The organism is Streptomyces syringium, from assembly GCF_017876625.1.
In the GTDB taxonomy this organism is placed as follows: domain Bacteria; phylum Actinomycetota; class Actinomycetes; order Streptomycetales; family Streptomycetaceae; genus Streptomyces; species Streptomyces syringius.
This window is the reverse complement of record NZ_JAGIOH010000001.1, coordinates 3031352-3056569: the sequence shown is the minus strand read 5'-3', so window position 1 is coordinate 3056569 and position 25218 is coordinate 3031352. Positions and strand designations below refer to the sequence as shown.

The 25218-nt window shown below is 73.4% G+C and carries 19 protein-coding genes; 13 read left to right on the top strand and 6 right to left on the bottom strand.

The annotated features are described in order from the left end of the window. Positions 1-113: 113 nt before the first annotated feature. Positions 114-866 (bottom strand): TIGR03089 family protein, encoded by a 753-nt coding sequence (locus JO379_RS13465; RefSeq protein WP_130878168.1) that lies wholly within the window; start codon positions 864-866, stop codon positions 114-116. 139 nt (positions 867-1005) lie between these two features. Here JO379_RS13465 and JO379_RS13460 point away from each other — a divergent pair, with 139 nt between their 5' ends. The 3 genes from JO379_RS13460 (at position 1006) to JO379_RS13450 (ending at position 4753) form a co-directional block, all read left to right on the top strand. Continuing rightward, entirely contained in the window at positions 1006-2535 is a 1530-nt protein-coding gene (locus JO379_RS13460) for a peptidoglycan recognition protein family protein (RefSeq protein ID WP_242626093.1), read from the top strand. An 81-nt stretch (positions 2536-2616) separates the two neighbouring features. Then, positions 2617-3699: a mannose-1-phosphate guanylyltransferase gene (gene manB / locus JO379_RS13455; RefSeq protein ID WP_130878166.1), complete on the top strand. Its 1083-nt coding sequence runs from the start codon at positions 2617-2619 to the stop codon at positions 3697-3699. Between the two features lie 61 nt (positions 3700-3760). Next, a complete protein-coding gene (locus JO379_RS13450; protein WP_209515078.1) occupies positions 3761-4753 on the top strand; it encodes a DNA-3-methyladenine glycosylase family protein in 993 nt (330 codons plus the stop codon). A gap of 130 nt (positions 4754-4883) precedes the next feature. Here the strand turns inward: JO379_RS13450 and JO379_RS13445 are convergent, their stop codons facing one another. The 3 genes from JO379_RS13445 to JO379_RS13435 form a co-directional block, all read right to left on the bottom strand. Further along, positions 4884-6239, bottom strand: coding sequence for a coenzyme F420-0:L-glutamate ligase (locus tag JO379_RS13445; RefSeq protein WP_209515076.1), 1356 nt, complete (start codon positions 6237-6239; stop codon positions 4884-4886). Then, positions 6236-7201 carry a 2-phospho-L-lactate transferase gene (cofD, locus tag JO379_RS13440; protein WP_130878163.1) on the bottom strand — a complete coding sequence of 322 codons (966 nt, stop codon included), beginning with the start codon at positions 7199-7201 and terminating at the stop codon, positions 6236-6238. The genes JO379_RS13445 and cofD overlap by 4 nt, the downstream gene beginning before the upstream one ends. Before the next feature lie 144 nt (positions 7202-7345). Beyond that, positions 7346-7861 carry a cysteine dioxygenase gene (locus JO379_RS13435; RefSeq protein WP_130878162.1) on the bottom strand — a complete coding sequence of 172 codons (516 nt, stop codon included), beginning with the start codon at positions 7859-7861 and terminating at the stop codon, positions 7346-7348. A gap of 652 nt (positions 7862-8513) precedes the next feature. Here JO379_RS13435 and JO379_RS13430 point away from each other — a divergent pair. The 3 genes from JO379_RS13430 to JO379_RS13420 all read left to right on the top strand — a co-directional run bounded on the left by JO379_RS13430 (position 8514) and on the right by JO379_RS13420 (position 14453). Beyond that, positions 8514-8777, top strand: coding sequence for a WhiB family transcriptional regulator (locus JO379_RS13430; protein ID WP_004952403.1), 264 nt, complete (start codon positions 8514-8516; stop codon positions 8775-8777). Between the two features lie 370 nt (positions 8778-9147). Beyond that, a complete protein-coding gene (locus JO379_RS13425; protein ID WP_209515074.1) occupies positions 9148-12927 on the top strand; it encodes a glycosyltransferase family 2 protein in 3780 nt (1259 codons plus the stop codon). Beyond that, on the top strand, positions 12924-14453 hold the full coding sequence (locus JO379_RS13420; protein ID WP_209515071.1) for a DUF5719 family protein: 1530 nt from the start codon (positions 12924-12926) through the stop codon (positions 14451-14453). Before JO379_RS13425 ends, JO379_RS13420 begins: the two co-directional genes overlap by 4 nt. A gap of 26 nt (positions 14454-14479) precedes the next feature. Here JO379_RS13420 and JO379_RS13415 read toward each other — a convergent pair whose 3' ends face one another. Further along, complete coding sequence (locus JO379_RS13415) at positions 14480-14950, bottom strand: metallopeptidase family protein (RefSeq protein ID WP_130878158.1); 471 nt, start codon at positions 14948-14950, stop codon at positions 14480-14482. A 274-nt stretch (positions 14951-15224) separates the two neighbouring features. Here JO379_RS13415 and JO379_RS13410 point away from each other — a divergent pair, with 274 nt between their 5' ends. The 6 genes from JO379_RS13410 (at position 15225) to JO379_RS13385 (ending at position 21269) form a co-directional block, all read left to right on the top strand. After that, positions 15225-15665 carry a DUF3499 domain-containing protein gene (locus tag JO379_RS13410; RefSeq protein WP_130878157.1) on the top strand — a complete coding sequence of 147 codons (441 nt, stop codon included), beginning with the start codon at positions 15225-15227 and terminating at the stop codon, positions 15663-15665. A gap of 180 nt (positions 15666-15845) precedes the next feature. Continuing rightward, on the top strand, positions 15846-17201 hold the full coding sequence (locus JO379_RS13405; protein WP_130878156.1) for a phosphomannomutase/phosphoglucomutase: 1356 nt from the start codon (positions 15846-15848) through the stop codon (positions 17199-17201). 281 nt (positions 17202-17482) lie between these two features. Further along, a complete protein-coding gene (locus tag JO379_RS13400) occupies positions 17483-17668 on the top strand; it encodes a Trm112 family protein (protein WP_130878155.1) in 186 nt (61 codons plus the stop codon). Between the two features lie 85 nt (positions 17669-17753). After that, entirely contained in the window at positions 17754-18908 is a 1155-nt protein-coding gene (locus tag JO379_RS13395) for an SIS domain-containing protein (RefSeq protein ID WP_130878154.1), read from the top strand. 104 nt (positions 18909-19012) lie between these two features. After that, the gene (gene manA / locus JO379_RS13390; RefSeq protein WP_209515069.1) at positions 19013-20212 is read left to right on the top strand and encodes a mannose-6-phosphate isomerase, class I; all 1200 of its coding nucleotides are present in this window, start codon (positions 19013-19015) and stop codon (positions 20210-20212) included. Positions 20213-20300: 88 nt separating this feature from the next. After that, a complete protein-coding gene (locus tag JO379_RS13385; RefSeq protein ID WP_130878152.1) occupies positions 20301-21269 on the top strand; it encodes a cation diffusion facilitator family transporter in 969 nt (322 codons plus the stop codon). 84 nt (positions 21270-21353) lie between these two features. On the opposite strand, the gene JO379_RS13380 is transcribed toward JO379_RS13385, so the two are convergent. Then, a complete protein-coding gene (locus tag JO379_RS13380; protein WP_209515068.1) occupies positions 21354-23342 on the bottom strand; it encodes a fructose-specific PTS transporter subunit EIIC in 1989 nt (662 codons plus the stop codon). 388 nt (positions 23343-23730) lie between these two features. On the opposite strand from JO379_RS13380, the gene ahcY reads away from it, so the two are divergent. Continuing rightward, complete coding sequence (gene ahcY / locus JO379_RS13375) at positions 23731-25188, top strand: adenosylhomocysteinase (protein ID WP_130878150.1); 1458 nt, start codon at positions 23731-23733, stop codon at positions 25186-25188. Positions 25189-25218: the final 30 nt, after the last annotated feature.

Below are 25218 nucleotides of genomic sequence, written 5' to 3'. Positions count from 1 at the left end.
ACCAGCGGGAGCCTTCGTGGAGGGCCGGGTTGCGGCCCTCCACGCCTGGTGTGGCGTACGTACGTCGTGCGGCGTACGTACGATCATCGCGCGATCCGGGCGCTCCGGCAGTGTCAGGGGGCCGTCACGGTGACGCGCTCGCTCTCCCGGCGCTTGTCCAGGGCCCCGGCGGAGAGCCGGTCGAGGTGGCGGCAGAGCACCACCGACCCACCGGCGGCGAGCGGTGCGTACAGCCCGGCGGACAGCCCGTGCCAGCCGCTGTACGGCAGGCCCGACAGCAGCCGGGAGCCCGCGCCGAGCCCGTGCTGGGAGGCGTCCGTCCGGGCCCGCTCCACGACCTGCGCACCGGTCAGCTCCGTGCCGTCCACGACGAGCGCGGGCGCGTCCGGGTCCACCGGGGCGAAGGGGGCGAAGCGGTCGCCCTGGCTGGGCACCTCGACGGCGTAGTCCGCGAAGCCCTGCGGGGCCTGCGGGAAGCGCCCGCCCAGGGGGCGCAGCGCGAGCGCGACGCGCTCACCGGAACAGGCGCGCGCCTCCTCCAGGGTGTCCGGGCCGCTGACGACCAGGTCCGCGTCGGCCGGGTCGCCGCCGACCTCGGCCACGACGCCGACGGAGGAGCAGGCGAGCAGCCAGACGGCGGTCTGCCAGTGGGCGGGCACCAGGAGGGCGAGGCGGTCCCCGGGCCCGGCGGCGAGATCGCCCTGGAGCAGGTTGGCGGTCTTCGCCACCCAATTGGCGAAGGTGGCCACGGAGAGTTCCACGCGCTCGCCGGTGGCGTCGTCGTAGAAGGTCACGAGCGGGCGGGCCGGATCCGCGGCGAGCGCGGAACGCAGCAGGTCGGCGGGGGTGCGATCGATGGCGTTCATCATCGTCAGCGTACGCGGCGAGGGCATTGACGGTCAGTCGGACGGACGAGTGGACCGTTCGGCCGGAGGGCGGATACGACCGACTGGCCGTCAACTTTCGAATGGACAGATATCTAGTGATATGACCAGGGTTGTCACTATGCGTGGAATCTTCGTTACTTCTACCGTCACCGCCTGTGCCGCCGCCCTCACCCTGCCGCTGCTCACCACTCCCACCGGCGCCGCCACCGCGCCCGCCGTCCGGACCGCCCCCGCTGCCGGCCCGAGCGGCGTGCCGGGCTCGACCCGGTCACTGCCGCTGGTGCCGCTCCCCGGCGGCGACCGTGCCCTCGGCGGCCGTACCGCCGAGCGGGGGCTGCCGCCCCGGGAGGTCGAGCCGTTCTCCCTGGTGGGCATCGTCTGGGACAGCGCCGCCGCCGAGCTGCGCGGCCAGGCCCAGGTCCGTACCCGCGCGGTGGGCAGCCACCGGTGGTCCGCGTGGCAGGACGTGCAGATCCACGACGACGACCGCCCCGATCTCGACTCCGCCGAGGGCGCCAGCGGCCGTCGGCGGGGCGCCACCGCGCCCCTGTGGGTCGGTGCCTCCGACGCCGTCCAGGTCCGCGTCCGCGCCGAGACCGTGACGGACCGGACCCCCGAAGGCCCGGCCTTCCCCGTGGGCCTGCGCCTCGAACTCGTCGATCCCGGCAAGGACCCGGCCCCCGGGCCCGCCCGGCCCCAGGGCCAAGCGCCGTCCGTGCCGGCCGCCGCACCGGCGCGGGCGGCCGGGGAGCCGACCATCGCCGCTTCCCCGGTCCTCGGCGAGGAGGAGGCCGCCACCTCGGCCGTCAACTCCCTCCTCGCCCCGCTGGGCGCCACCGAGATCCCCGCCCGCGACAAGGACGGCTCCGGGGCCGACGTCGCCGCCACCGGACCCGGCGACGCCCCGGTCAAGAGCCCGCCCCAGGACCCGGACACCGACGGGGCCGCGGACGTGGACACCACGGACGACGCCGCCGACGCCGCCGCGGACGACGCCGCCGACGGTGCCGACCAGGGGTCGCGCTACGTCGAGGGCGGTGGCTACATCGGGCCGCGCCCCCGCATCGTCACCCGGGCCGGCTGGGGCGCCGACGAGTCCATCCGCGAGCGGGGCTTCGTCTACACCAAGACCGTGCGGGCGGCCTTCGTGCACCACACCGCCTCCGGCAACAAATACAGCTGCTCCCAGTCCGCCTCCGTCATCCGGGGGATCTACCGCTACCACGTCCAGAGCAGCGGCTGGCGGGACATGGGCTACAACTTCCTCGTCGACAAATGCGGCACGATCTACGAAGGCCGCTCGGGCGGCGTGGCGAAAGCCGTCATGGGCGCCCACACGCTCGGTTTCAACTCCAACAGCATGGGCATCGCCGTTCTCGGGACCTTCGCGAGTTCCACCCCGCCCACCGCCGCGGTCGACGCCGTGGCCAGACTCACCGCTTGGAAGCTCGGACTGTTCGGCCGCAACCCCCTCGGCTCCACGACCCTGGTGTCCGCCGGCGGAAACCTGTTCAAGAAGGGGACCAAGGTCAGGCTCAAGGTCATCTCGGGACACCGCGACGGCTACGCCACCGAGTGCCCCGGCGACCTCCTCTACAAGAAGCTCGGCAAGGCCCGCAGCACCGCGGCCCGCCTCCAGGGACGCTGACCGGGGCGGGCCGGGCCGCAGGGTCTGCATACACTGGCCGCCGATCACGGCCCGGCCCCAGCAGGAAGCAGAGACGACAAGGTGACTGAAGCGATCCTCCTGGTCGGGGGCAAGGGCACCAGGCTGCGCCCGCTCACGGTGCACACGCCCAAGCCCATGGTCCCGGCGGCCGGAGTGCCCTTCCTCACGCACCAACTGGCGCGGGCGCGCGCGGCGGGGATCGAGCACATCGTGCTCGCCACGTCCTATCTGGCCGAGGTCTTCGAGCCGTACTTCGGCGACGGCTCCGCGCTGGGCCTGCACCTGGAGTACGTCACCGAGGAGGAGCCGCTCGGCACGGGCGGAGCCATCCGCAACGTCGCCTCCAAGCTGCACTCCGCCCCGGACGACCCCGTCCTGATCTTCAACGGCGACATCCTCACCGGCCTCGACATCGAGGCACTGGTCGACACGCACCGCACGACGGGCGCGGACGTCTCCCTGCACCTGACACGGGTCGAGGACCCGAGGGCCTTCGGCCTGGTGCCCACCGACGCCGACGGCCGCGTCACCGCCTTCCTGGAGAAGCCGCAGACGCCCGAGGAGATCGTCACCGACCAGATCAACGCGGGCGCGTACGTCTTCAACCGGTCGGTCATCGACTCCATCCCCGCGGGCCGGCCCGTCTCCGTCGAGCGCGAGACCTTCCCCGGACTGCTCGCCTCGGGCGCGCACCTCCAGGGCATGGTCGACTCCACGTACTGGCTCGACCTCGGCACCCCGCAGGCCTTCGTCCGCGGCTCCGCCGACCTGGTCCTCGGCCGTGCCCCGTCCCCGGCCGTCCCCGGCCGCTGCGGCGACCGGCTGGTCCTCGACAGCGCCGACGTCGCCCCGGACGCCAAGATCACCGGCGGCTCGGTCATCGGCGCGGGAGCCCGCGTCGAGCCCGGCGCGCGCGTCGACGGCAGCACGGTCCTCGACGGCGCGGTCATCGAGACGGGTGCGGACGTGCGCGACTCGCTCATCGGCGCAGGTGCGCACGTAGGGGCGCGTACGGTCCTGACGGGCGCCGTCATTGGCGACGGTGCGCGCATCGGCGCCGACAACGAACTGCGCGACGGGGTCCGCGTCTGGTGCGGCGCGGTCCTGCCGGACGGCGCGGTGCGGTTCTCGTCCGACCAGTAGTTCCCCCGGTTGTCAGCGGGTGCGCCTACGCTCGTAGGTGCACCCGACCTCAGGACACCTCGTGGAATCAGCCGACCGCCTCACCCGAACCACCGTGCGCGGTGGCCGGGCGGCCGTGCCCGCGAGCAGACCCCGCCCGGTGACCGCCGGCTCCCGCACCCGCCGCTGGACCCCGCCGGGCCCGCTGCACCTGGGTGTCACCCTCGGCCCCCTGCGCCGCGGCCCCGGCGACCCGACGTTCCGGGTCACCCCGGACGGCTCGGTCTGGCGCGCGTCCTGCACGCCCGCCGGCCCCGGCACCCTGCGGGTCGCGCGCAGCGGGGAGACGATCGAGGCCGAGGCGTGGGGCCCGGGCGGCGGCTGGCTCCTGGACGGCCTCCCGGCCCTCCTCGGCGCCGAGGACGACCCCGAGGGCTTCACCCCCCGCCACCGCATCGTCCACGAGGCCCACCGCCGCAACCCGGGCCTGCGCCTGACCCGTACCGGCCTGGTCCTGGAATCCCTGATCCCCTCGATCCTGGAACAGAAGGTCACCGCCGACGAGGCGTACCGCGCCTGGCGCCTGCTCGTACGGCAGTACGGCCCCCCGGCCCCGGGCCCGGCGGACCGGATGCACACGCCCCCGGACCCCCGCACCTGGGCCCGCATCCCGTCCTGGGACTGGCACAAGGCGGGAGTGGACGGCAAGAGATCGGCCGCGATCGTCCGGGCCGCGAAGGTCTTCCACCGCATGGAGGAGGCCGCGACGATGGACGCGGAACGGGCCGCCAGCCGCCTGTGCGCCGTCGACGGCATCGGCCCCTGGACGGCGGCCGAGACCCTCCAGCGCAGCAACGGCGCGCCCGACGCGGTCACGGTCGGCGACCTCCACCTGCCGAAGATCATCGGCTACGCCCTCACGGGTGTCCGTGACACGGACGACGCGAGGATGCTCGACCTCCTGACCCCCTACGAGGGCCACCGCCACCGAGCCACCCGCCTGATCCTCCTGAGCGGCCACACGCCACCGAGAAGGGCACCGAGACTGTCGGTGAACGACATCAGGGGCTTGTAGAGACCCACCACCCGCCATCACCCCGACACTCGACCCGGTAGGGCAGTTCGGCAACGATGGGGAGGGCGACGGGGCCGCAGGGGCGGGGCCCCGGCGCCCGCACCACGACGAGCCGCGCCGCTACCTCACCTCACCTCACCTCAACGAACGCGCCGGCGTCCCGCACAGGCCGCTCAGACGGCGCAACCGCAGCCCGCCCCACCGCCACCGCCCCCATCGGATCCCAACCGGCCGGCAGCCCGAGAACGTCCCGCACCACATCGCGGCAGAACATCGTCGAGGACACCCACGCCGACCCCAGCCGCTCACCCGCCAGCGCCACCAGGAAGTTCTGCACGCCCGCACCCGCCGCGACGACGAACATCTCCCGCTCGGCGGCGTTGCGCCGGGCATCGGGATACGTGTGCGAACCGTCCATGACCAGGCACGGCACCACCAGGTACGGCGCCTTGCGCAGCACGTCCCCGCGGCGCACCCGGCGGGCGATGTTCTCCTCGGTGAAGCCGTCGCCGCGCAGGTCGGCGATCCACGCCTCGCGCATCGCGTCGAGCAGCCGCACCCGCGACTCCGCGGACTCCAGCAGCACGAACCGCCACGGCGTCGTGTGATGCGGCGCGGGCGCCGTGACGGCCGCGGCGACGGCCCGGCGCACGGCGCCGCCGTCCACCGGCTCGTCCGTGAACTCCCGGACCGTACGCCGCAGCGTCACCGCCTCGCGGACGGCCTCGGACGTCCCCAGCCGGAACATGTCGTCGGCGGCGTTGCGCACCAGCGCCCGCGCCCCCTCGTCGGTACCGCAGGACCCGTCAACGTCCTCGCCAGGGGGCGCATCGGCCACAACGACATGCGACAGCCCACGCACCACGGCGACCGGCAGCCCCGCCGCCTTGCCCTTGACCAGATCACCCGCGGCCGCCAGCTCGTCCGCCGTGGCCACGACGGTCGCGCTCAGCGGGTTGCCGTGCGCGTCCGTGCCGCCGCGCAGGTCGTCGAGGACGCGCACCCCGGCCGCCCCGATCGCGACGTCCGTCAACCCGCTGCGCCACGGTCGCCCGAACGTGTCCGTGACGACGACGCCGACGTTCACGCCGAGCGTGTCCCGCAGGCCCGCCCGGATCCGCCGGGCCGAGGCGTCGGGGTCCTCGGGCAGGAGCAGGACCGTGCCCGCGGGGGTGTTGGAGGCGTCCACGCCGGCCGCGGCCATGATCAGCCCGAGCGGGTTCTCGACGATGCGCAGCGGGCCGCGCCGGGCCACCACGCGCACGGTCTCGGCGTCGATCGCGGCCTCGCGGTCGTCGGCCTGGACGACGCGGCCCTCGGCCTTGCTGAGGATCTTCGAGGTGACCATCAGGACGTCGCCGTCGGCCAGGCCCGGCAGTCCTTCGGCGGTGGCCGCCGAGGCGATGAGCTTGGCGATGTCGTCCCCGGTGCGCACTTCGGGGATGCCGGGCAGGGCCCAGACCCGGTACGCGGGCAGGTCGCTCACGCGCGGACCTCCTCGGCCAGGGCGAGGGCCTCGGCGGCCATCCGGGCCGTGGCCTCGACGTCGGTCATCATCAGCGGCACGGCGCGGCAGCGGATGCCCGCGGCCTCCACCTCGGGCACCGCGCCCGCGTCGACGGTGTCGACCAGCCAGCCGTCGATGAGGTCCGAGCCGTAGTGCCGGGCGACCGCGGCGGCCGTGGACTCCACGCCGACGGCCGCGAGGACCTTGTCGGCCATGCCGCGCACGGGCGCGTCGCCGACGATGGGGGACAGGCCGACGACGGGCGCCTTCGAGGCCGCGACGGCTTCCCGCACGCCGGGCACCGCCAGGATCGTGCCGACGCTGACGACGGGATTGGACGGCGGGAAGAGCACGACGTCGGCGGCGGCGAGGGCCTCCAGGACACCCGGGGCCGGCTTCGCCTCCTCCGCGCCGACGGGAATGATCGCGTGGGCGGGCACGGAGGCCCGCAGCCGTACCCAGTACTCCTGGAAGTGCACGGCCTTGCGCCCGCCCCCGTCGGGGTCGTCGACGAGGACGTGGGTCTCGACGCGGTCGTCGGTCATCGGCAGCAGCCGGACGCCCGGCTGCCACCGGTCGCACAGCGCCTCGGTGACGGCGCTGAGCGGATAGCCCGCGCCGGTCATCTGCGTGCGGACGATGTGCGTGGCGAAGTCGCGGTCGCCGAGCCCGAACCACTCGGGCCCCACCCCGTAGGCCGCCAACTCCTCCTTCACCGCGAAGGTTTCGTCGGACCGGCCCCAGCCCTGCTCCTCGTGGATGCCGCCGCCGAGGGTGTACATCACGGTGTCGAGGTCGGGGCAGACCTTGAGGCCGAAGAGGTGAATGTCGTCTCCGGTGTTCCCGATGACGGTGATCTCCGCGTCGGGAACTGCTGACTTGAGGCCGCGGAGGAAGCGGGCGCCCCCGATCCCGCCGGCCAGAACCACAATGCGCTGCATGAACGCAGTCTGTCAGCCGGGGGCGGGCGCGCTGAAGAGTGGTGGTGGGTGACAGGCCCGCCCGTCACCCACCCACCGAAGTCACTCGTACGGGTGATCACCGACGGGCTGGAAGTGGGCGGAAAGCGGGCCGGAAGCGAGCCGTCAGCGGGCGACGGCACCCGGGGCGACGGACGGCACGACGCTCGCGGCGGGCGCCGCGTGATGCATCGGCATCTCGGTCAGACCGGGGGAGTAGATGTGCAGGCTGACGGCGGGTTCGAGGGAGTCGTTGACGACCTCGTGGGCGTAGCCGGGGGCGAAGACGCGCTGGTCGCCGGCGCGGAGGCGACGGCGGGCCCCGGTGGCCCCGGTCAGCTCGGTCAGCTCACCGCTCAGGACGGTCAGCACCCCGGAGGAGGGGCCGTGGTCGTGCTGTCCGCTGCCCTGGCCGGGCACCCAGCTCAGTAGCCACACCTCGTAGCCGGGGCCGGTGCGCAGCCGGTGGTACCAGCGGCTGGCGGCGTCGTAGCGGACGAGGTGGGCCCAGCTGTCGCGGTCGGCCGCGATGCCGCGGGCCAGGCCGGCGAACTCGGCGACGGTGGAGGGGTGGGCGGGCACGGGCGGCATGAGGTGCGGGACGGCGAGCGGGTCGCCGGCGATCTGGACGTCGCTGTTCATGTGCGGGAGTTCCTCGGCAGGGATGCGGGCGGCATACGGAGCGGCCTACGAGCGGCGGGGAGACAGGCGAGCACGGAGCGTACGCGCCTGGAGGCACGGCGCCGTGCGGGAGAGAAAGATCAGCTGGAGCTCGGGGGCGTCAACAGCTGCAACAGCGACAGCGAGCCTGCACAGCGCAGCGGGACCCGTAGGCACGGGTCAGGCGGAGCGCGGCGGTTGCTGGCATGGCACCAAGGAGACCGGTTCGGACGCGCTCTGTCAACCATGTGTCGGGTTTGAGGTAAATCTTTCACCTCATCCGGTTACTGTGCGCGATGAAAGGTTTGTGGTGGTGAGGTCGCGGACAGGTGGCGCTCCGACTGGTTCCGTAAACATCGTTCAGCCGGAGCGGTGCAACGGGACGGGCGCGAGTGTCGTCCTCTCTTCGAAGAGGAAGACGGGATGACTGCGACAGGCGGGTGGAAGTGTCCAATCTTGTGACATTTTGGCCACTTTCCGCTTAGCCTTGGTTCCGCAGAGTGAATATGGGGCCCAATAGCAGATCTCGGCTTGACTGGCCCGGATCGGCACACTTGTAATTTCACTCGTGTCGTTCTGCCGCACCCGAAGGCGGCAGCACCACGGGGACGCAAATGACAGACGAGGGGCGCACATGACCGAGCTGTTCCAGCAACTGCTGGTCGAGGAGGCGGACGAGGAGCTCGGCTGGCAGGAGCGCGCGTTGTGCGCCCAGACCGATCCTGAGTCCTTCTTCCCCGAAAAGGGCGGATCCACGCGGGAGGCGAAGAAAGTCTGCCTCGCCTGTGAAGTCCGTTCCGAGTGCCTTGAATACGCCCTTGCGAACGACGAACGCTTCGGTATTTGGGGCGGTTTGTCCGAGCGTGAGCGCCGCCGCCTGAAGAAGGCCGCGGTCTGAGGCACCCGAGCCGACAGGGCCTCCGGGCCCGAGAGCTTTGGCCACCCGTCCAGGGCCCTGCCCCGACGCGTGTTCCGCCGCCGGGACCCGGCGCGCGACCTGACGATATGTCTTATTCAGTGCCCGCTCCGCGGGCTGACGGACAGTCCGGCCCGCACACTCCGTGACACTGTCCACACCCAGGCCATCCCCCCACGGTCCGCCCTCTGCGCCCGCCCGCAGGAGGCGGACCGCATGCGTGCGCAGCCATTAGTGTGGGGGCCCGTCCGCGACGTACCGACGCCCCACGGGGGCGCTCACGTCCAGCGCAGTCCAGCACAGCGTCTTCCGGGGGCGACCCCCGGACCCCGGCCGGAGGGCCCGTACCCCGATGTCCGTGCACAGCAATACGGCGGCCCCCTACCCGGCTGCCTCGTTCGACCAGCCCGCCGGCCCCCCGGCGTTCCCCCGCCACGTCGTCACCGCCGTGCTCGTCGCCCACGACGGCGCCCGCTGGCTGCCCGACGCCCTCGCCGGACTGCTCGGCCAGGAACGGCCCGTGCAGAACGCGGTCGCCGCCGACACCGGCAGCAGCGACGACTCCGCCCGGCTGCTCACCGACGCGCTCGGCGCGGACCGCGTCCTGCACCTCGCCCGCCGCGCGGGGTTCGGCACCGCCGTCGACGAAGCCGTCCGAGCGGCCCCCGCCCCCACCGCCGACGACCTGCCCTACCTCAAGAGCTCCAGCGGCTGGGACCCCGTCAGCCGCACCTGGCGCGAGGACTCCTACGACGCCTACGGCCGGGACGACACGCCGCACCGCGACCGCGACCTCGAACCCGTCCACTGGCTGTGGCTGCTGCACGACGACTGCGCACCCGAACCCGGTGCCCTGCACGAACTGCTGCGCGTCGCCGAGTCCGAACCCCACGCCGCCGTCATCGGCCCCAAGCTGCGCAGCTGGTACGACCGCAGACAGCTGCTGGAGGTCGGCGTCTCCATCGCCCGCAGCGGCCGCCGCTGGACCGGCCTGGAGCGCCGCGAGCAGGACCAGGGACAGCACGACCAGGTGCGGCCCGTGCTGTCGGTGTCCACCGCCGGCATGCTCGTCCGCCGCGACGTCTTCGAACAGCTCGGCGGCTTCGACCCGCGGCTGCCCCTCATGCGCGACGACGTCGACCTGTGCTGGCGCGCCCACGCCGCCGGCCACCGGGTCCTCGTCGCGCCCGACGCCGTGCTCCGGCACGCCGAGGCCGCCGCCCGCGAGCGCCGCCCCGTCGACTGCGCCGGCCGTAAGCCCGCGGGCCCGCACCGCGTCGACAAGGCCGGCGCCGTCTACACCCTGCTCGCCAACACCCGCGGCGCGCTGCTGCCCTACGTCATGCTCCGGATCGTCCTCGGCACCCTGCTGCGCACCCTCGCCTATCTCGTCGGCAAGGTCCCCGGCCAGGCGCTGGACGAATTCACCGGCCTGGTCGGCACGCTGCTGCGCCCCGGCCGGATCCGCGCGGCCCGCAAGCGACGCGGCACACCGGCCGTCGCCGGGAGCGAGCTGCGCCACCTCTTCCCGCCGCCCGGCGCGACCGTCCGCGCCACCGTGGAGCAGGTCGCGAGCAACTTCGGCGGCGCCTCGGAGGCCGAACTCTCCTCCGCCGGCCGCCACGGCGCCGTCGAGTCCGGGCCCGGCGGTGACGACGCCGACTTCCTGGAGGTCGAACAGTTCGCCCGGCTCAAGCGCGTCGCGCGCAAACCCGGGCCCGTCCTCTTCGCCCTGCTGCTGCTCGTCTCCCTCATCGCCTGCCGGGGCCTGTTCGGCGGCGGAGCCCTGTCCGGCGGTGCGCTGCTGCCCGCCCCCGACACCGTCTCCGCCCTGTGGGCGCGCTACACCGACGCCTGGCACCCGGTCGGCGTGGGCACCACCGGCAGCGCTCCCCCCTACCTGGCGGTCCTCGCCGGGCTGGCCACGCTCTTCCTCGGCTCCACGTCCTTCACCCTCACCCTGCTGCTCGTCTGCTCGGTGCCGCTCGCCGGACTCACCGCCTACTTCGCCTCCCGCCCGCTCGTCGACTCCCGGCTGCTGCGGGCCTGGGCGAGCGTCGCGTACGCCTTCCTGCCCGCCACCACCGGCGCGCTCGCCACCGGCAGACTGGGCACCGCCGTCCTCGCGGTCCTGCTGCCCCTGATGGCCCGCGCGGCCGTCACGGCCGCCGGACTGCGCACCCCGGCCGCCCGGCCGCCGTGGCGCGCCACCTGGACGTACGCGCTGCTGCTCACCATCACCACCGCCTTCACCCCCGTCGTCTGGCCGCTGGCCCTCGTGCTGGGGCTCGGCGTGCTGGCGCTGCGCTGCGCACGGGGCGGCGGGGCGGCACTCGCCGCGCACGGGCCGCGCTTCCTGGCGGCGCTCGGCACCCCGCTCGTCGTGCTCGCCCCCTGGTCGTTCGGGCTGCTCGCCGACCCCGGCCGCCTCCTCGTCGAGGCGGGGCTCGACCTCGGCGGCACGGCACCCGGCCCGCTGGGCCTGCTCACCGCCGACCCCGGCGGGCCCAAGGCCCCCGGCCTCCTGCTGCTGACCGGCGTCGTCCTGGCCGCGCTGGCCGCCCTGCTGCGCGAGGACCGCCGGCTCGCGGTCGCCGCCGCCTGGGTCACGGCGCTCACCGCGCTGCTCTGCGCGGGGCTCACGGCCGGGGCCGCGTGGGCGGGCCCCGCCACCCTCGTCCAGGGGCTGGCCCTGATCGCCGCGGCCGCCGTCGGCGCCGAGGGCGCGCGCGAGCGCGTCGCGGCGCTCAGCTTCGGCTGGCGGCAGCCCGTCGCGGCCCTGATCGCCGTCGCCGCGGGCGCCGCGCCGCTGGTCGCGGCCGTCGTCTGGATGGCGGGCGGCGCGGCCGGGCCGCTCCAGCGGCGGGACCCGGTGCAGGTCCCCGCGTTCGTCGCGGAGGAGGCGCGCACCCGCGACCAGGCCCGCACCCTCGTGCTCGGCGGCACCACCGGCCGCGTCACCTACACCCTGGTGCGCGGCTCCGGGGCGCGCCTCGGTGACGCCGAGGCGGCCGCGGCCGCCGGCCGGGACAAGAAGCTCGACGACGTGGTCGCCCATCTCGTCGCCGGCTCCGGCGCCGACCAGACGGGCCGCCTCGGCGAGTACGCGGTCGGCTATGTGCTCGTCGGCGGCGACGCCCCGAAGGCGATGAGCCGGGTCCTCGACGCCACCCCCGGCCTCACCCGGCTCAGCCAGGAGGGCCGCACCGCCCTGTGGCGGGTCGACCGGCGCACCGCCCGCGTGACGATCGTCAGCGGCGCGTCCCAGGGCGGCGGCGACGGTCCGGTGCCCGTCGCCGCCGGGCCGGTCTCCGCGCACACCACGATCCCGGACGGCCCCGAGGGCCGCGTGCTGCGGCTCGCCGACAAGGCGGCCCCCGGCTGGCGGGCCACCCTCGACGGCAAGGCCCTCAAGAGCACCACGGTCGACGGCTGGGCCCAGGGCTTCGGCCTGCCCACCACCGGCGGCAGGCTGGCCCTGACCTACGAGACACCGACGGCGCGGGCGGCCTGGCTATGGGCCCAGGGCGCCCTCGGACTCGTCCTCGTCGTGCTCGCCCTGCCGGGCCGGCGGCGCGAGATCGACGACGACCTGCCGGAGGACGGCGGCGCGGCGGCGGCCCCGGCACCGGCCGCGCTGTCCAAGGCCCCCGCCGCGTCCGTACCCGCGCAGGCCGGTGCGGGGGAGGGCCGCCGCGCCCGCAGACTGCGGGCCGCCGCCGGCGGGGCCCCCGCCGAGCGGCCCGCGGACATCCCGGCCCCGGCCGCCGTGGACCACGCGCCCGAGGCCGCCGACCCCTACGCGCAGCCGACGGCCGACCCGTACGCGGCGGTGCCCTACCAGCAGTACGGCCAGCAAGCGCCTGCCGGTGACGGCTGGGGGAGCGACGCGGCCCCCGCCCCGGGCTACGACCAGTACCCGCAGGACCCGTACGCGGGCCCGTACCAGCAGGCCCACGACCCGCAGGGGCAGCACCCGGACGGCTCGTACCCCCAGCAGTACCCGGCCGATCCCTACGCGGGCGGTGCCTACGACCCGTACGACCCGTACGGCTATGGACAGCAGCAGCCCTACGACACGACGTACGGCGGCGGTACCGGGCCCCACCGTGACGGGAGCGAGCAGCAGTGAAGCGCACCACCCTGTCCCTGTTCGGCGCCGCCGCGGCGCTCGCCGCCGTCACGGGCGTCGCCGCGCTGGGCGGCGCGCCGCCCGCCGCGGAGACGGGCGCCAAGGCTCCCGCCCGGCTGCCCGTGCAGCGCTCGACCGCGCTGTGCCCGGCGCCCACCTCGTCCGACGTCGGCGAGACGACGTACACCTCCTTCACCCCACCGGGGAAGTCCGCTGCGGGCGGGCGGAAGTCCGCGGCCCAGCTGCTGTCGGCGGCGGGCCCCGCGGCGAAGAGTGACGCGAAGGCCGACCCCAAGAAGGCCGGCAAGGGCGCCAAGGCCCCCCAGGAGGCGGGCAAGCCCGTCCTGTCGCTCAAGGAGCCCGGCAAGCCGGCCACTGCCACCACGAGCAGTTCCGACGCCCCCGCCCTCATCGGCACCGCCGACGGGTCGCTCGCCCCCGGCTGGACCACCCAGCAGACCACGGTGATCGCGGCGGGCGCCGGGCGCGGGCTGCACGGTATGACGTGCGCGGCCCCCGACACGTCCTTCTGGTTCCCCGGCGTCAGCACTGCCAAGGGCCGCCAGGACTACGTCCACGTGACCAACCCCGACACCACGGCGGCCGTCGTCGACCTGGAGCTGTACGGCAAGGACGGCCGCATCAAGGCCCCCACCGGCGAGGCCGTGAACGTCCCGCCCCGCTCGACCGTGCCGGTGCTGCTGTCGACCCTGACGGACGCGCCCACCGAGGACCTGACCCTCCATGTGGCGGCCCGCAACGGCCGGGTGGGCGCGGCCGTGCAGGCGTCCGACGAGAAGCTCGGCGGCGACTGGCTCGCCCCGTCCGGCGACGCTTCGCCCGACGCCGTCCTCCCCGGCATCCCGGCCGACGCGACGTCCGTGCGGCTCGTCGCCCATGTGCCCGGTGACGACGACGCCGACCTCAAGGTGCGCCTCGCCGGACCGACCGGCTCGATCAGTCCGGCGGGCCACGAGACGCTGCACGTCAAGAGCGGGATGACCACCGCCGTCGACCTCGGGGACGTCACCAAGGGCCAGGCCGGGTCGCTGCTGCTCACGGCGGAGGGCGACAGCGCCCCGGTCGTCGCCGCGCTGCGGGTCACGCGCGGCAAGGGCGACAAGCAGGAGACGGCGTTCATCCCCGCGACCCCGGCCCTCGACGGGCGGGGCACCGCCGCCGACAACCGCACCGAGGGCAGCACCCTCGCCCTGGCGGCCCCCGGCAAGGAGGCCCGGGTGAAGGTCACCTCCTCGGCGGGCGCGGATGGCGGCAGCCCGGTGAGCAGGACCTACACCGTCAAGGCGGGCACCACGCTGGCCGTGGAGCCGCCGCGGCCGGGCGGGGCGAAGGGCCCGTTCGCCGTGACCGTCGAGAGCATCTCCGGCGGACCGGTGCACGCCTCCCGCACGCTCGCGCTGCCCAAGGACGGGCTGCCCATGTTCACGATCCAGCCGCTGCCCGACGACCGCTCCACGGTGGCGGTCCCGGAGGCGGAGCAGGACCTGTCGATGCTGAACCGCTGACGGCGACGGTGACGGTCGGGGCGGGGTCAGTCCTGGCCGTAGCGCGGGTCCACCGACTCCGGCGCGAGTCCGAGGAGTTCGGCGACCTGCTCGACCACCACCTCGTGGACGAGCAGGGCGCGCTCGTCGCGGCTCTTGGTGCGGATCTCCACGGGGCGGCGGTAGACCACGATCCGGTCCGGGTTGTCGCCGTGCGCCTCGACGTACCGGCCGAGCGGCACGACGTCGCCGTCGAGGCCGAAGGGGGCCGGGCCGTCCGGGTCGTCCGGACCGCCGGGGACCGGCACCTCGCGGACGACGAAGTCGACCGCGGCCAGCTGCGGCCAGCGCCGCTCCAGCCGCTCGGCGGAGTCGTGCACCAGGTCGATGAAGGCCTCGCCCCGGCTGACGGACAGCGGCACCTGGGGCGGTGCGATCGGTCCGCGCATGCCGCGTCCGTGTCGGTCGCGGCGGCGGGGGCGCGGGTCGGCCTGGCGGGGCGGTACGGGGCTGTCCATCACCTCCGAGAGTATCCGCCACCCGGCCGCGCGCACGCGGTACCCGCGCATCTCATCGCATGTCGCCTGATGAGCGTTCTGGTCATCTATGCGATCAATTACAGCCATCTCCAGGATCGGCAGTCGCATGCCGAATGACACTATGTATGCCGGGGGATGACAGATTTCTTTGTCCGCGGGCCCGCGGACACCGCCTGCCGACACAGGTCGACCAGGAGGTTCGGTGGCGCCGCCCGCGGGGCGATCCGGGGCGACACGGAGGAGTGAGGCGGGGGTGAGTCGTCGCGGCCCGCTCAAGAGTGCGGTACCGTCCAACCTCGTGAGCCCTGTACGTCGCTGTTCGCGCACCGCGTGCGGCCGCCCGGCCGTCGCGACGCTGACGTACGTCTACGCCGATTCGACCGCCGTTCTCGGACCGCTCGCCACCTACGCCGAACCCCATTGCTATGACCTCTGCGCCGAGCACTCGGAGCGCCTGACCGCGCCCCGCGGCTGGGAGGTCGTCCGTCTCGCCATCGACAGCGGGCCCGCCCGCCCGAGCGGCGATGACCTCGAAGCGCTGGCCAACGCCGTGCGCGAGGCGGGCCGCCCGCCGGAGCGCGCGCACGGTCCCGTCGCCACGCCCGGCCCCGTCGGTCCGAGCGCCCGGGAGGCCAATCCCATGGAGGTCGCCCGCCGGGGCCACCTCAGGGTGCTGCGCTCACCCGACTCCTGACACCTCCTACGCTGCCCGAAATGCCGACCAAGGCACCGCCTTTGGGTGTTCTGTCTGCTTCTGCGCGTTCTATGGGTCTTCTGTGGTCATGACGGAATCCTCTTCCCGTCCGGCGTCCGGATTGTTCGGAGGCTCCGGGTAGGTTTGTCTTCCCGTACCGGACTCCAGGAGGGGTTGGCTGTGGCTGATCTGTCGCAGATCGTGAAGGCGTACGACGTGCGCGGTGTGGTCCCCGACCAGTGGGACGAATCCCTGGCCGAGCTGTTCGGTGCGGCCTTCGCCCAGGTGACGGGCGCGAGCGCGATCGTGGTCGGCCACGACATGCGGCCCTCGTCGCCCGGCCTGTCGGGCGCCTTCGCGCGCGGCGCCGCCGCGCGTGGTGTCGACGTCACCGAGATCGGGCTCTGCTCGACCGACCAGCTGTACTTCGCCAGCGGCCAACTGGGCCTGCCCGGCGCGATGTTCACCGCCAGCCACAACCCCGCCCAGTACAACGGCATCAAGCTGTGCCGCGCGGGCGCGGCCCCGGTCGGCCAGGACACCGGCCTCGCCGAGATCCGCACCCTCGTGGAGGGCTGGGCCGACGGCGGCGCGCCCGAGGCCGCCGGCAGCGCCGGGGCCGTCACCCGGCGGGACGTCCTCGCGGACTACGCCACGCACCTGCGCTCCCTGGTGGACCTGCGCAAGAGCCGCCCCCTCAAGGTCGTCGTGGACGCGGGCAACGGTATGGGCGGCCACACCGTCCCGACCGTCTTCGACGGCCTGCCGATCGACCTCGTCCCCATGTACTTCGAGCTGGACGGCACGTTCCCCAACCACGAGGCCAACCCGCTCGACCCGGCGAACCTGGTCGACCTCCAGGCCAAGGTCCGCGAGACGGGCGCCGACATCGGCCTCGCCTTCGACGGCGACGCCGACCGCTGCTTCGTCGTGGACGAGCGCGGCGAGCCCGTCTCCCCGTCCGCGATCACCGCCCTGGTCGCCGCCCGCGAACTGGCCAAGCACCCCGGTGGCACGGTCATCCACAACCTCATCACCTCCTGGTCCGTACCGGAGGTCGTCAAGGAGAACGGCGGCAAGCCCGTCCGCACCCGGGTGGGGCACTCCTTCATCAAGGAGGAGATGGCCCGCACCGGCGCCATCTTCGGCGGCGAGCACTCCGCGCACTACTACTTCCGCGACTTCTGGAACGCCGACACCGGCATGCTCGCCGCGCTCCACGTCCTCGCGGCCCTCGGCGGCCAGGACGGCCCGCTCTCCGAGCTGGTGCGGCAGTACGACCGCTACGCCGCCTCCGGCGAGATCAACAGCACCGTCGCCGACCAGGCCGGCCGCGCGGCCGCGGTCAAGACCGCGTTTGCCGTGGACGGCGTAGAGCTGGACGAGCTGGACGGCCTGACCGTCACGAGCACCGACTGGTGGTTCAACCTCCGCGCCTCCAACACGGAGCCGCTGCTGCGGCTGAACGTGGAGGCACGGGACGCGGACACGGTGGCCCGTGTGCGGGACGAGGTATTGGCGATCGTTCGCGCGTAGCCGTTTCCCGTGGGTGACCCGCACCGTTTCCGGCGCCCCGACCACCGAGGGTTTTTCCCACCCCCCACGAAAGGGGGCGGGTCGGAGCGGGTGCTGTGCCAGGCGTAAAGCGAAGCAGCCTGGCACAGCACCCGCGGAGGCCCGACACCGCACCCGAACAGCCCCGCGCAGCGGGAAACGGCGCCGCGCCAGCGGAAAACGGCGCCGCCCAAGGCAAACGTCAAAGCCCCGCGCAGCGGATAGGCTGGCCAAACAGAAACGCACATTCCGAAGGGAACCCCATGCCGCTCGAAGCCGGTCTCCTGGAGATCCTCGCCTGCCCGGCGTGCCACGCCCCCCTCCGCGAGGAAGCCGACGCCGAGCCGAACCCCGAGCTGGTGTGCGAGAGCCAGAGCTGTGGGCTGGCCTACCCCGTGCGCGACGGCATCCCCGTCCTGCTCGTGGACGAGGCCCGCCGCCCCGCCTGATTCCCGTAACGGCCTGACTCCGTCAACCTGACCCCGTCAGGCACACCGCATGGCTTATCCCACGGCGACCGGAGGCTGATCAACGGTGTTCGACGAGACCCTTCTCGATGACCCCGAAGCTCTGTCCCGCGCCGACACCCACGGTCTCCTCCGCGGTGCCGCCGAGTGCGGCGCCCGGGTCCGTACGGCCGCGCGCAACGCGACCGAGGCCGGCGTCGACGCCCTCAAACCGGACGGGCGGCCGCGCGCCGTCCTGGTCGCCGGCCCCGGCCCCACCGCCGGCTGCGCCGCCGACCTGCTCACCGCGCTCGCGGGCGGCGGCTGCCCCGTCGCCCTGATCCGACCGGTCGGCGTCGCGCCCGCGCCGGGCGCCCTGCAGTGGACGCTCCCCGGCTGGGCCGGCCCGCTCGACCTGCTGCTCGTCGCCAGCCCGGACGGCTCGGAGCCGGGCCTCGCCCTCCTCATCGAGCAGGCATACCGACGCGGCTGTTCCGTCGCCTGCGTCACGCCCGTGGGCGCCCCGCTCGCCGACGCCACCCTCCAGGCCCGCGGCCTCGCGATCCCGCTGGCCACCGCCCCGTACGAGACGGTGACGGGCGGCGCCCAGGCCGACGCCGCCCCCGGTCTGCCCGCCGGTCCCGGCACCCTGTGGTCCCTGATCACCCCGATGCTCGCCCTCCTCGGGCGCATCGGCCTGTTCGACGTGCCGCCGACGGCCCTGGAGGCGCTCGCGACCCGCCTCGACCAGACCGCCGAGCGCTGCGGACCCGCCATCGCCACGTACAGCAACCCCGCCAAGACCCTCGCGGCCGAGCTGGCGGACACCCTCCCGCTCATCTGGACCGAGGGCGAGCTGTCCGCCGCCGTCGGCCGCCACTTCGCGACCGTCCTCGCCGCGCTCGCCGGGCGCCCCGCCCTCGCCGCCGAGCTGCCGGAGGCGCTGACCGCGCACGGCACCCTGCTCGCCGGGGCCTTTGCCGCCGGGGCCGACCCCGAGGAATTCTTCCGCGACCGGGTCGAGGACTCCCGGGAACTGCACGCCCGCGTCGTCCTGCTCCGCGACCGGGAAGAGGAGATCACCTCACCCTCACCCGCCGCCCGCGCGCTGGCCCTGCAACGTGAGACGCCCGTCAGCGAGCTGGAGGCCGCCGAGGGCAGCAGCCCCCTGGAGACCGCCGCGGAACTCCTCGCCATCACGGATTTCGCCGCCGTCTACCTGACGCTCGCCTGCACTCCGTAGCGGCGTTCCCCAGACCCCGTAGAAGCGATTCAGGCTGCGGGCGGACGGTCCGCCCCCTCGCCCGCAGCCGGGTCCCAGCCGTACGAACAGTCAGGAACCGCCCCATGGACCGCCTCGAGAACACCGCGCGCCCCTACGCCTGGGGCTCCACCACCGCGATCCCCGAACTGCTCGGCACCCCGCCCACCGGCGAGCCCCAGGCCGAGCTGTGGATGGGCGCCCACCCCGGCGCCCCCTCCCGTCTCGACCGCGGCGACGGCCCCCGCGCGCTCTCCGACACCATCGCCGCCGACCCCGAGGGCGAGCTGGGCGCCGCGGCCGTCCGGCGCTTCGGGCCGCGGCTGCCGTTCCTCCTCAAGGTCCTGGCCGCGGCCGCCCCGCTCTCCCTCCAGGTCCACCCCGACCTGGATCGGGCCCGCGAGGGCTTCGCCGCCGAAGAGGAGCGCGGCGTCCCCCTCGACGCGCCGGACCGCAACTATAAGGACGCCAACCACAAGCCCGAGCTGATCTGCGCGCTCACGCCCTTCGACGGCTTCTGCGGCTTCCGGGCCCCCGCCGCCACCGCCGAACTGCTCGCCGCCCTCGGCGTCGACTCCCTCAAGCCGTACGTCGACCTCCTGCACGCCCACCCCGAGGCGGACGCCCTGCGCGAGGTCCTCACCGCCGTCCTGACCGCCGACCGCGCCGTCATGGCCGAGACCGTCGACCGGGCCGCCGACGCCGCCGAACGGCTCGCCGCGCAGGACGGCCCGTACCAGGAGGCGTACGCCGCGTACGCCGCCGCGGCCCGGCACTTCCCCGGCGACCCGGGCGTCATCGCCGCCATGCTCCTCAACCACGTGCGCCTCCAGCCCGGCGAGGCCCTCTACCTCGGCGCCGGCGTCCCGCACGCCTACCTCGACGGCCTCGGGGTGGAAATCATGGCCAACTCGGACAACGTGCTGCGCTGCGGTCTGACGCCCAAGCACGTCGACGTCCCCGAACTGCTGCGCGTCGTCCGCTTCGAGAGCGGCGACCCCGGTGTCCTGCGCCCCGAGGCCGACGCGGCGGGCGAAGAGGTCTACGAGACGCCGATCGACGAGTTCCGGCTCTCCCGCTACGTCCTCGCGCCCGGCGCCGAAGGGGCCGCCTTGCCGCCCGGCGCGGCGCAGATCCTGCTGTGCACCTCCGGCACCGCCGTCCTGCGGGACGCCGAGGGCGGCGAACTGCTCCTCGACCGGGGCCAGTCCGTCTTCGTACGAGCCGACGAGCGCATCGTCCTGCACGGCGAGGCCACCGTCTTCCGCGCCACAGTGGTGGCCTGACGCGCACTCCCGCCCCACGGCTGCAACAATGACCCGCCGTAAAGGAAAAGCAAAGCAATTCCAGGGGCGGAAGGGACAAAGCGCACACATGAGTGCATCTGGCGGAACCAAGGCCATCGTCGCCGCGCTGGGCGCGAATCTGGCCATCGCCGTGGCGAAGTTCGTCGCGTTCGCGTTCAGCGGCTCGTCGTCGATGCTCGCCGAAGGCGTGCACTCGGTGGCCGACTCGGGCAACCAGGCGCTGCTCCTGCTCGGGGGCAAGAAGGCACAGAAGCAGGCGAGCGAGGAACACCCCTTCGGCTACGGCCGCGAGCGGTACATCTACGGATTCCTCGTCTCCATCGTCCTGTTCACCATCGGTGGCGTCTTCGCCCTCTACGAGGGCTACGAGAAGATCAAGCACCCGCACGACCTGGACAACTGGTACTGGCCGGTCGGGGTGCTCGTCTTCGCGATCATCGCCGAGAGCTTCTCGTTCCGGACGGCCATCAAGGAGTCGAACGAGCTGCGCGGCAAGCAGTCGTGGAGCTCCTTCATCCGTACGGCCAAGGCCCCCGAGTTGCCCGTCGTCCTGCTGGAGGACCTCGGCGCCCTCGTCGGCCTCGTGCTGGCGCTCGGCGGCGTGCTGCTGACCATGGGCACCGGCGACGGCGTCTGGGACGGCATCGGCACGCTGTGCATCGGCGCCCTGCTCGTCCTGATCGCGCTCGTCCTGGCCGCCGAGACGAAGTCGCTGCTGCTCGGTGAGGCGGCCGGCGCCGAACAGGTCGCCAGGATCCGCACCGCGGCCGTCGACGGCGAGTCCGTGACCCGGGTCATCCACATGCGCACGCTCCACCTCGGCCCGGAGGAGCTGCTGGTCGCCGCCAAGATCGCGGTACCGGCCGAGTCCTCGGCCACCCAGGTCGCCGCGGCCATCGACGCGGCCGAGGCGCGGATCCGCGAGGCCGTCCCGATCGCCCGGGTGATCTACCTGGAGCCGGACATCTACAACGCGGACGTCGCCGCCGCGGGCGCGGACCCCACCACCACCCCCGGTGGCCCGGCCCTCCACTGAGCCCCGGCCCTCCACCGAGAGGGTGCTCGACGCATGAACGAAGGCCCCCGCGGATTTCCGCGGGGGCCTTCGTCGGTACGGGGCCTACGGGATCTCGCCCAGCACCCGCATGATCGCCTCCGTGTCGGGAGCCGCCAGCAACCGCTCCCGGAAGCCCGGGTCCATCAGCCTCCGGGCCAGCAGTGCGAGGAGCCGCAGGTGCACATCCCCCGCGGCCGCCTCCGGCACCGCGATCATGAAGATGAGCCGGGCCCTCGTCCCGTCCGGGGCGCCCCACTCGACGCCCTCGGCGGACCGGGCGAAGCCCACGACCGGCGCCGAGACGGCATCGGTCTTGGCGTGCGGAATAGCGATCTCCTCGCCGAGCCCGGTCGTGCCCAGCGCCTCCCGGGCGAGGGCCGTGGCGATGAGCGCGTCGGCGTTCGTCACCTTGCCGGTGGCGGCGAGCAGTCCGGCCATCTCACGGATCGCCGCTTCCTTCTCGTCCGCCACGAGCCGCTGCCGCACCGTCGACGCGGTCAGATAGCCGGAGAGCACCTCGCCGGCACCACCCGGGGCCGGCTCGGCGGGTGCGGTGGGTGCGCTCGCGACGGCGCTTTTCCTCACCGTGCCGCTTCCGACAGACATCAGGGTGACGGTCATCAGCGCGGTCGCCACCGCTCCGACGGCGATGGCGACGAAGAACATCGGCACCCCGCCGACCGCGCCCAGGACGGCCACGATCGGACCGCCGTGCGGCACGCTGTCGGTGACCGCCGCGATCCCCGCGACGGCGCCCGCCACCGCGCCGCCCACCATGTTCGCCGGAATCACCCGGGCGGGCCGGGCGGCAGCAAACGGAATGGCGCCTTCCGTAATACCGAAGAACCCCATGAACAGCGCCGCCAGACCGGTCTCCCGCTCCTGTTCGCTGAACAGCTTCCGACGCAGCAGCGTCGCCAGCCCCTGACCGAGCGGCGGCACCGGGATGGCCGCCGCGCACATGCCCATGATCTCCGGGTTCTTGGAGACCAGGCCCGCGCCGAAGAGGAACGCCGTCTTGTTGACCGGCCCGCCCATGTCGAACGCGATCATGAGGCCGAGGACCACCCCGAGCAGCGCCGCGCTCGTCCCCGTCAGACCGCCGAGCCAGTCCGTCAGATGCTCGAAGACCCACGCGATCGGTCGGCCGATGACATAGATGAAGAACAGACCGAGCGCCGAGGTCGCCACGACCGGGATGACGATGACCGGCATGATCGGCCGGACGAACCGGGGGACCTCGACCTTCTTGATCCACACGACCAGATGGCCGGCGAGGAAGCCCGTGACGATGGCGCCGATGAAGCCCGCGCCCGACTCCGAGTCGTACAGCGCGCCGGTATTGGCGATCCAGCCGCCGATCATGCCGGGGACGAGCGCGGGCCGGTCGCCGATGGCATAGGCGATGTAGCCGGACAGGATCGGCACCATCAGCGTGAAGCCGATGACGCCGATGTCGTTGACGTGCTTCCAGAAGGAGCCCTCCGGGATCACCAGGCCGCCGTCGGGCTGCGCGTGCCCGCCCAGCGCCAGCGACACCGCGATCAGCAGCCCGCCGACGACGACGAACGGGATCATGTACGAGACGCCGTTCATCAGCGCCTTGTAACCGGCGCCGCGCTGCTTCCCGCCGGCCCCGCCCGCCCCGTCGGCCGGCGCGGCGGTCCCGGGGCCGCCGCCCGTCCCACCGCCTTGGTGGACCGGCGCACTGCGGACGCGCTCGATCAGCCGCTCCGGGTGGTGAATGCCCTCGGCGACACCGACCGACAGCACCCGCTTGCCGGCGAAGCGGCCCAGATCGACGTCCTTGTCGGCGGCGACGATGATGCCGTCCGCCTGTATGACATCGTTGTCAGACAGGATGTTCTCGGCACCGATGGAGCCTTGGGTCTCCACCTTCATCTCGTGACCGAGCGCCTGCGCGGCCTGCACCAGCTTCTCGGCGGCCATGTACGTATGGGCGATCCCGGTGGGACAGGCGGTCACGGCGAGGAGCCTGAGCCTCGGCCCGCCCGTCCCCGCGCCGTCGGGGGGATCGGCTGGACTGGTCACATGGATCTCCTCACCACTCGTCGCACAGGAGGGCGCTGTGTCCCCCGCGTTCACCGCATCCTGCAACACGCGACCGGCCGGGCAAAGCGGTTCGGCCCCCAAATCCCGCCGCCGAAAGGGCCCCTGAGCGGCCGGAACCTGCCACTCCGCCGGACGGGAGTCGAACGGGGCTGGGGTTCACCGGGCAGCCCGGTGTAGATTCGTGACCAGAGCCAGACGTCGCTGCTGATGGCGGTCGGGCGGCCCGCACGACGGACCGGCCGAGGGAGAGAGGGCCTCCGACGGACTGCGCTGCGGCCAGGGGACGAGTGTGTCCACAATGTCCAGCAGCCTGACCGCGTGCACGGCCGTACCCACCCTCGCTCGCCCCTCAGGAGGAGCAGCCCGTATGACCACCACCTCCACCGGCCAGGACTTCAAGGTCGCGGACCTGTCGCTGGCAGCTTTCGGTCGCAAGGAGATCACCCTCGCCGAGCACGAGATGCCCGGTCTGATGGCGATCCGCAAGGAGTACGCGGAGGCGCAGCCGCTGGCCGGCGCCCGTGTCACCGGCTCGCTGCACATGACCGTGCAGACGGCCGTGCTCATCGAGACGCTGGTCGCGCTCGGCGCCGAGGTGCGCTGGGCGTCCTGCAACATCTTCTCCACCCAGGACCACGCGGCCGCGGCCATCGCCGTCGGCCCGAACGGCACCCCCGAGAACCCGCAGGGTGTCCCGGTCTTCGCCTGGAAGGGCGAGACCCTGGAGGAGTACTGGTGGTGCACGGAGCAGGCGCTGACCTGGCCGAACACCCCCACCGGCGGCCCGAACATGATCCTGGACGACGGCGGTGACGCCACCCTCCTGGTCCACAAGGGTGTCGAGTTCGAGAAGGCCGGTGCCGCTCCGGACCCGGCCACCGCGGACAGCGAGGAGTTCGCCCAGATCCTCACCCTGCTGAACCGCACCCTCGGCGAGAACCCGCAGAAGTGGACGCAGCTGGCGTCCGAGATCCGCGGTGTCACCGAGGAGACCACGACGGGCGTCCACCGCCTGTACGAGATGCAGCGCGACGGCAACCTGCTCTTCCCGGCGATCAACGTCAACGACGCCGTGACGAAGTCGAAGTTCGACAACAAGTACGGCTGCCGCCACTCGCTGATCGACGGCATCAACCGCGCCACCGACGTCCTCATCGGCGGCAAGGTCGCGGTCGTCTGCGGCTACGGCGACGTGGGCAAGGGCTGCGCCGAGTCGCTGCGCGGCCAGGGCGCCCGGGTCATCGTCACCGAGATCGACCCGATCAACGCGCTGCAGGCCGCGATGGACGGCTACCAGGTCACCACCCTGGACGATGTCGTCGAGACCGCCGACATCTTCATCACCACCACGGGCAACAAGGACATCATCATGGCCGCCGACATGGCCAAGATGAAGCACCAGGCCATCGTGGGCAACATCGGCCACTTCGACAACGAGATCGACATGGCCGGCCTGGCCAGGATCCCGGGCGTCGTCAAGGACGAGGTCAAGCCGCAGGTCCACACCTGGACCTTCTCCGACGGCAAGGTCCTCATCGTGCTGTCCGAGGGCCGTCTGCTGAACCTGGGCAACGCGACCGGGCACCCCTCCTTCGTGATGTCGAACTCCTTCGCGGACCAGACCCTGGCCCAGATCGAGCTCTTCACGAAGCCCGAGTCCTACCCGACCGACGTCTACGTGCTGCCGAAGCACCTGGACGAGAAGGTCGCCCGTCTCCACCTCGACGCCCTCGGCGTCAAGCTCACGACGCTCCGCCCGGAGCAGGCCGCGTACATCGGCGTTCCGGTCGAGGGCCCGTACAAGCCGGACCACTACCGCTACTGATCGCACCCGCGCCAGAAGCCGGTAGTCCCA

What these genes read in the sequence shown, in the direction of transcription:
- JO379_RS13415 (WP_130878158.1), bottom strand. Translation starts at nt 14,950, where the DNA reads ATGGACAGCCCCGTACCGCCCCGCCAGGCCGACCCGCGCCCCCGCCGC.
- JO379_RS13385 (WP_130878152.1), top strand. Translation starts at nt 20,301, where the DNA reads ATGAGTGCATCTGGCGGAACCAAGGCCATCGTCGCCGCGCTGGGCGCG.
- cofD (WP_130878163.1), bottom strand. Translation starts at nt 7,201, where the DNA reads ATGCAGCGCATTGTGGTTCTGGCCGGCGGGATCGGGGGCGCCCGCTTC.
- JO379_RS13400 (WP_130878155.1), top strand. Translation starts at nt 17,483, where the DNA reads ATGCCGCTCGAAGCCGGTCTCCTGGAGATCCTCGCCTGCCCGGCGTGC.
- manA (WP_209515069.1), top strand. Translation starts at nt 19,013, where the DNA reads ATGGACCGCCTCGAGAACACCGCGCGCCCCTACGCCTGGGGCTCCACC.
- JO379_RS13460 (WP_242626093.1), top strand. Translation starts at nt 1,006, where the DNA reads ATGCGTGGAATCTTCGTTACTTCTACCGTCACCGCCTGTGCCGCCGCC.
- JO379_RS13430 (WP_004952403.1), top strand. Translation starts at nt 8,514, where the DNA reads ATGACCGAGCTGTTCCAGCAACTGCTGGTCGAGGAGGCGGACGAGGAG.
- ahcY (WP_130878150.1), top strand. Translation starts at nt 23,731, where the DNA reads ATGACCACCACCTCCACCGGCCAGGACTTCAAGGTCGCGGACCTGTCG.
- JO379_RS13425 (WP_209515074.1), top strand. Translation starts at nt 9,148, where the DNA reads ATGTCCGTGCACAGCAATACGGCGGCCCCCTACCCGGCTGCCTCGTTC.
- JO379_RS13435 (WP_130878162.1), bottom strand. Translation starts at nt 7,861, where the DNA reads ATGAACAGCGACGTCCAGATCGCCGGCGACCCGCTCGCCGTCCCGCAC.
- JO379_RS13465 (WP_130878168.1), bottom strand. Translation starts at nt 866, where the DNA reads ATGAACGCCATCGATCGCACCCCCGCCGACCTGCTGCGTTCCGCGCTC.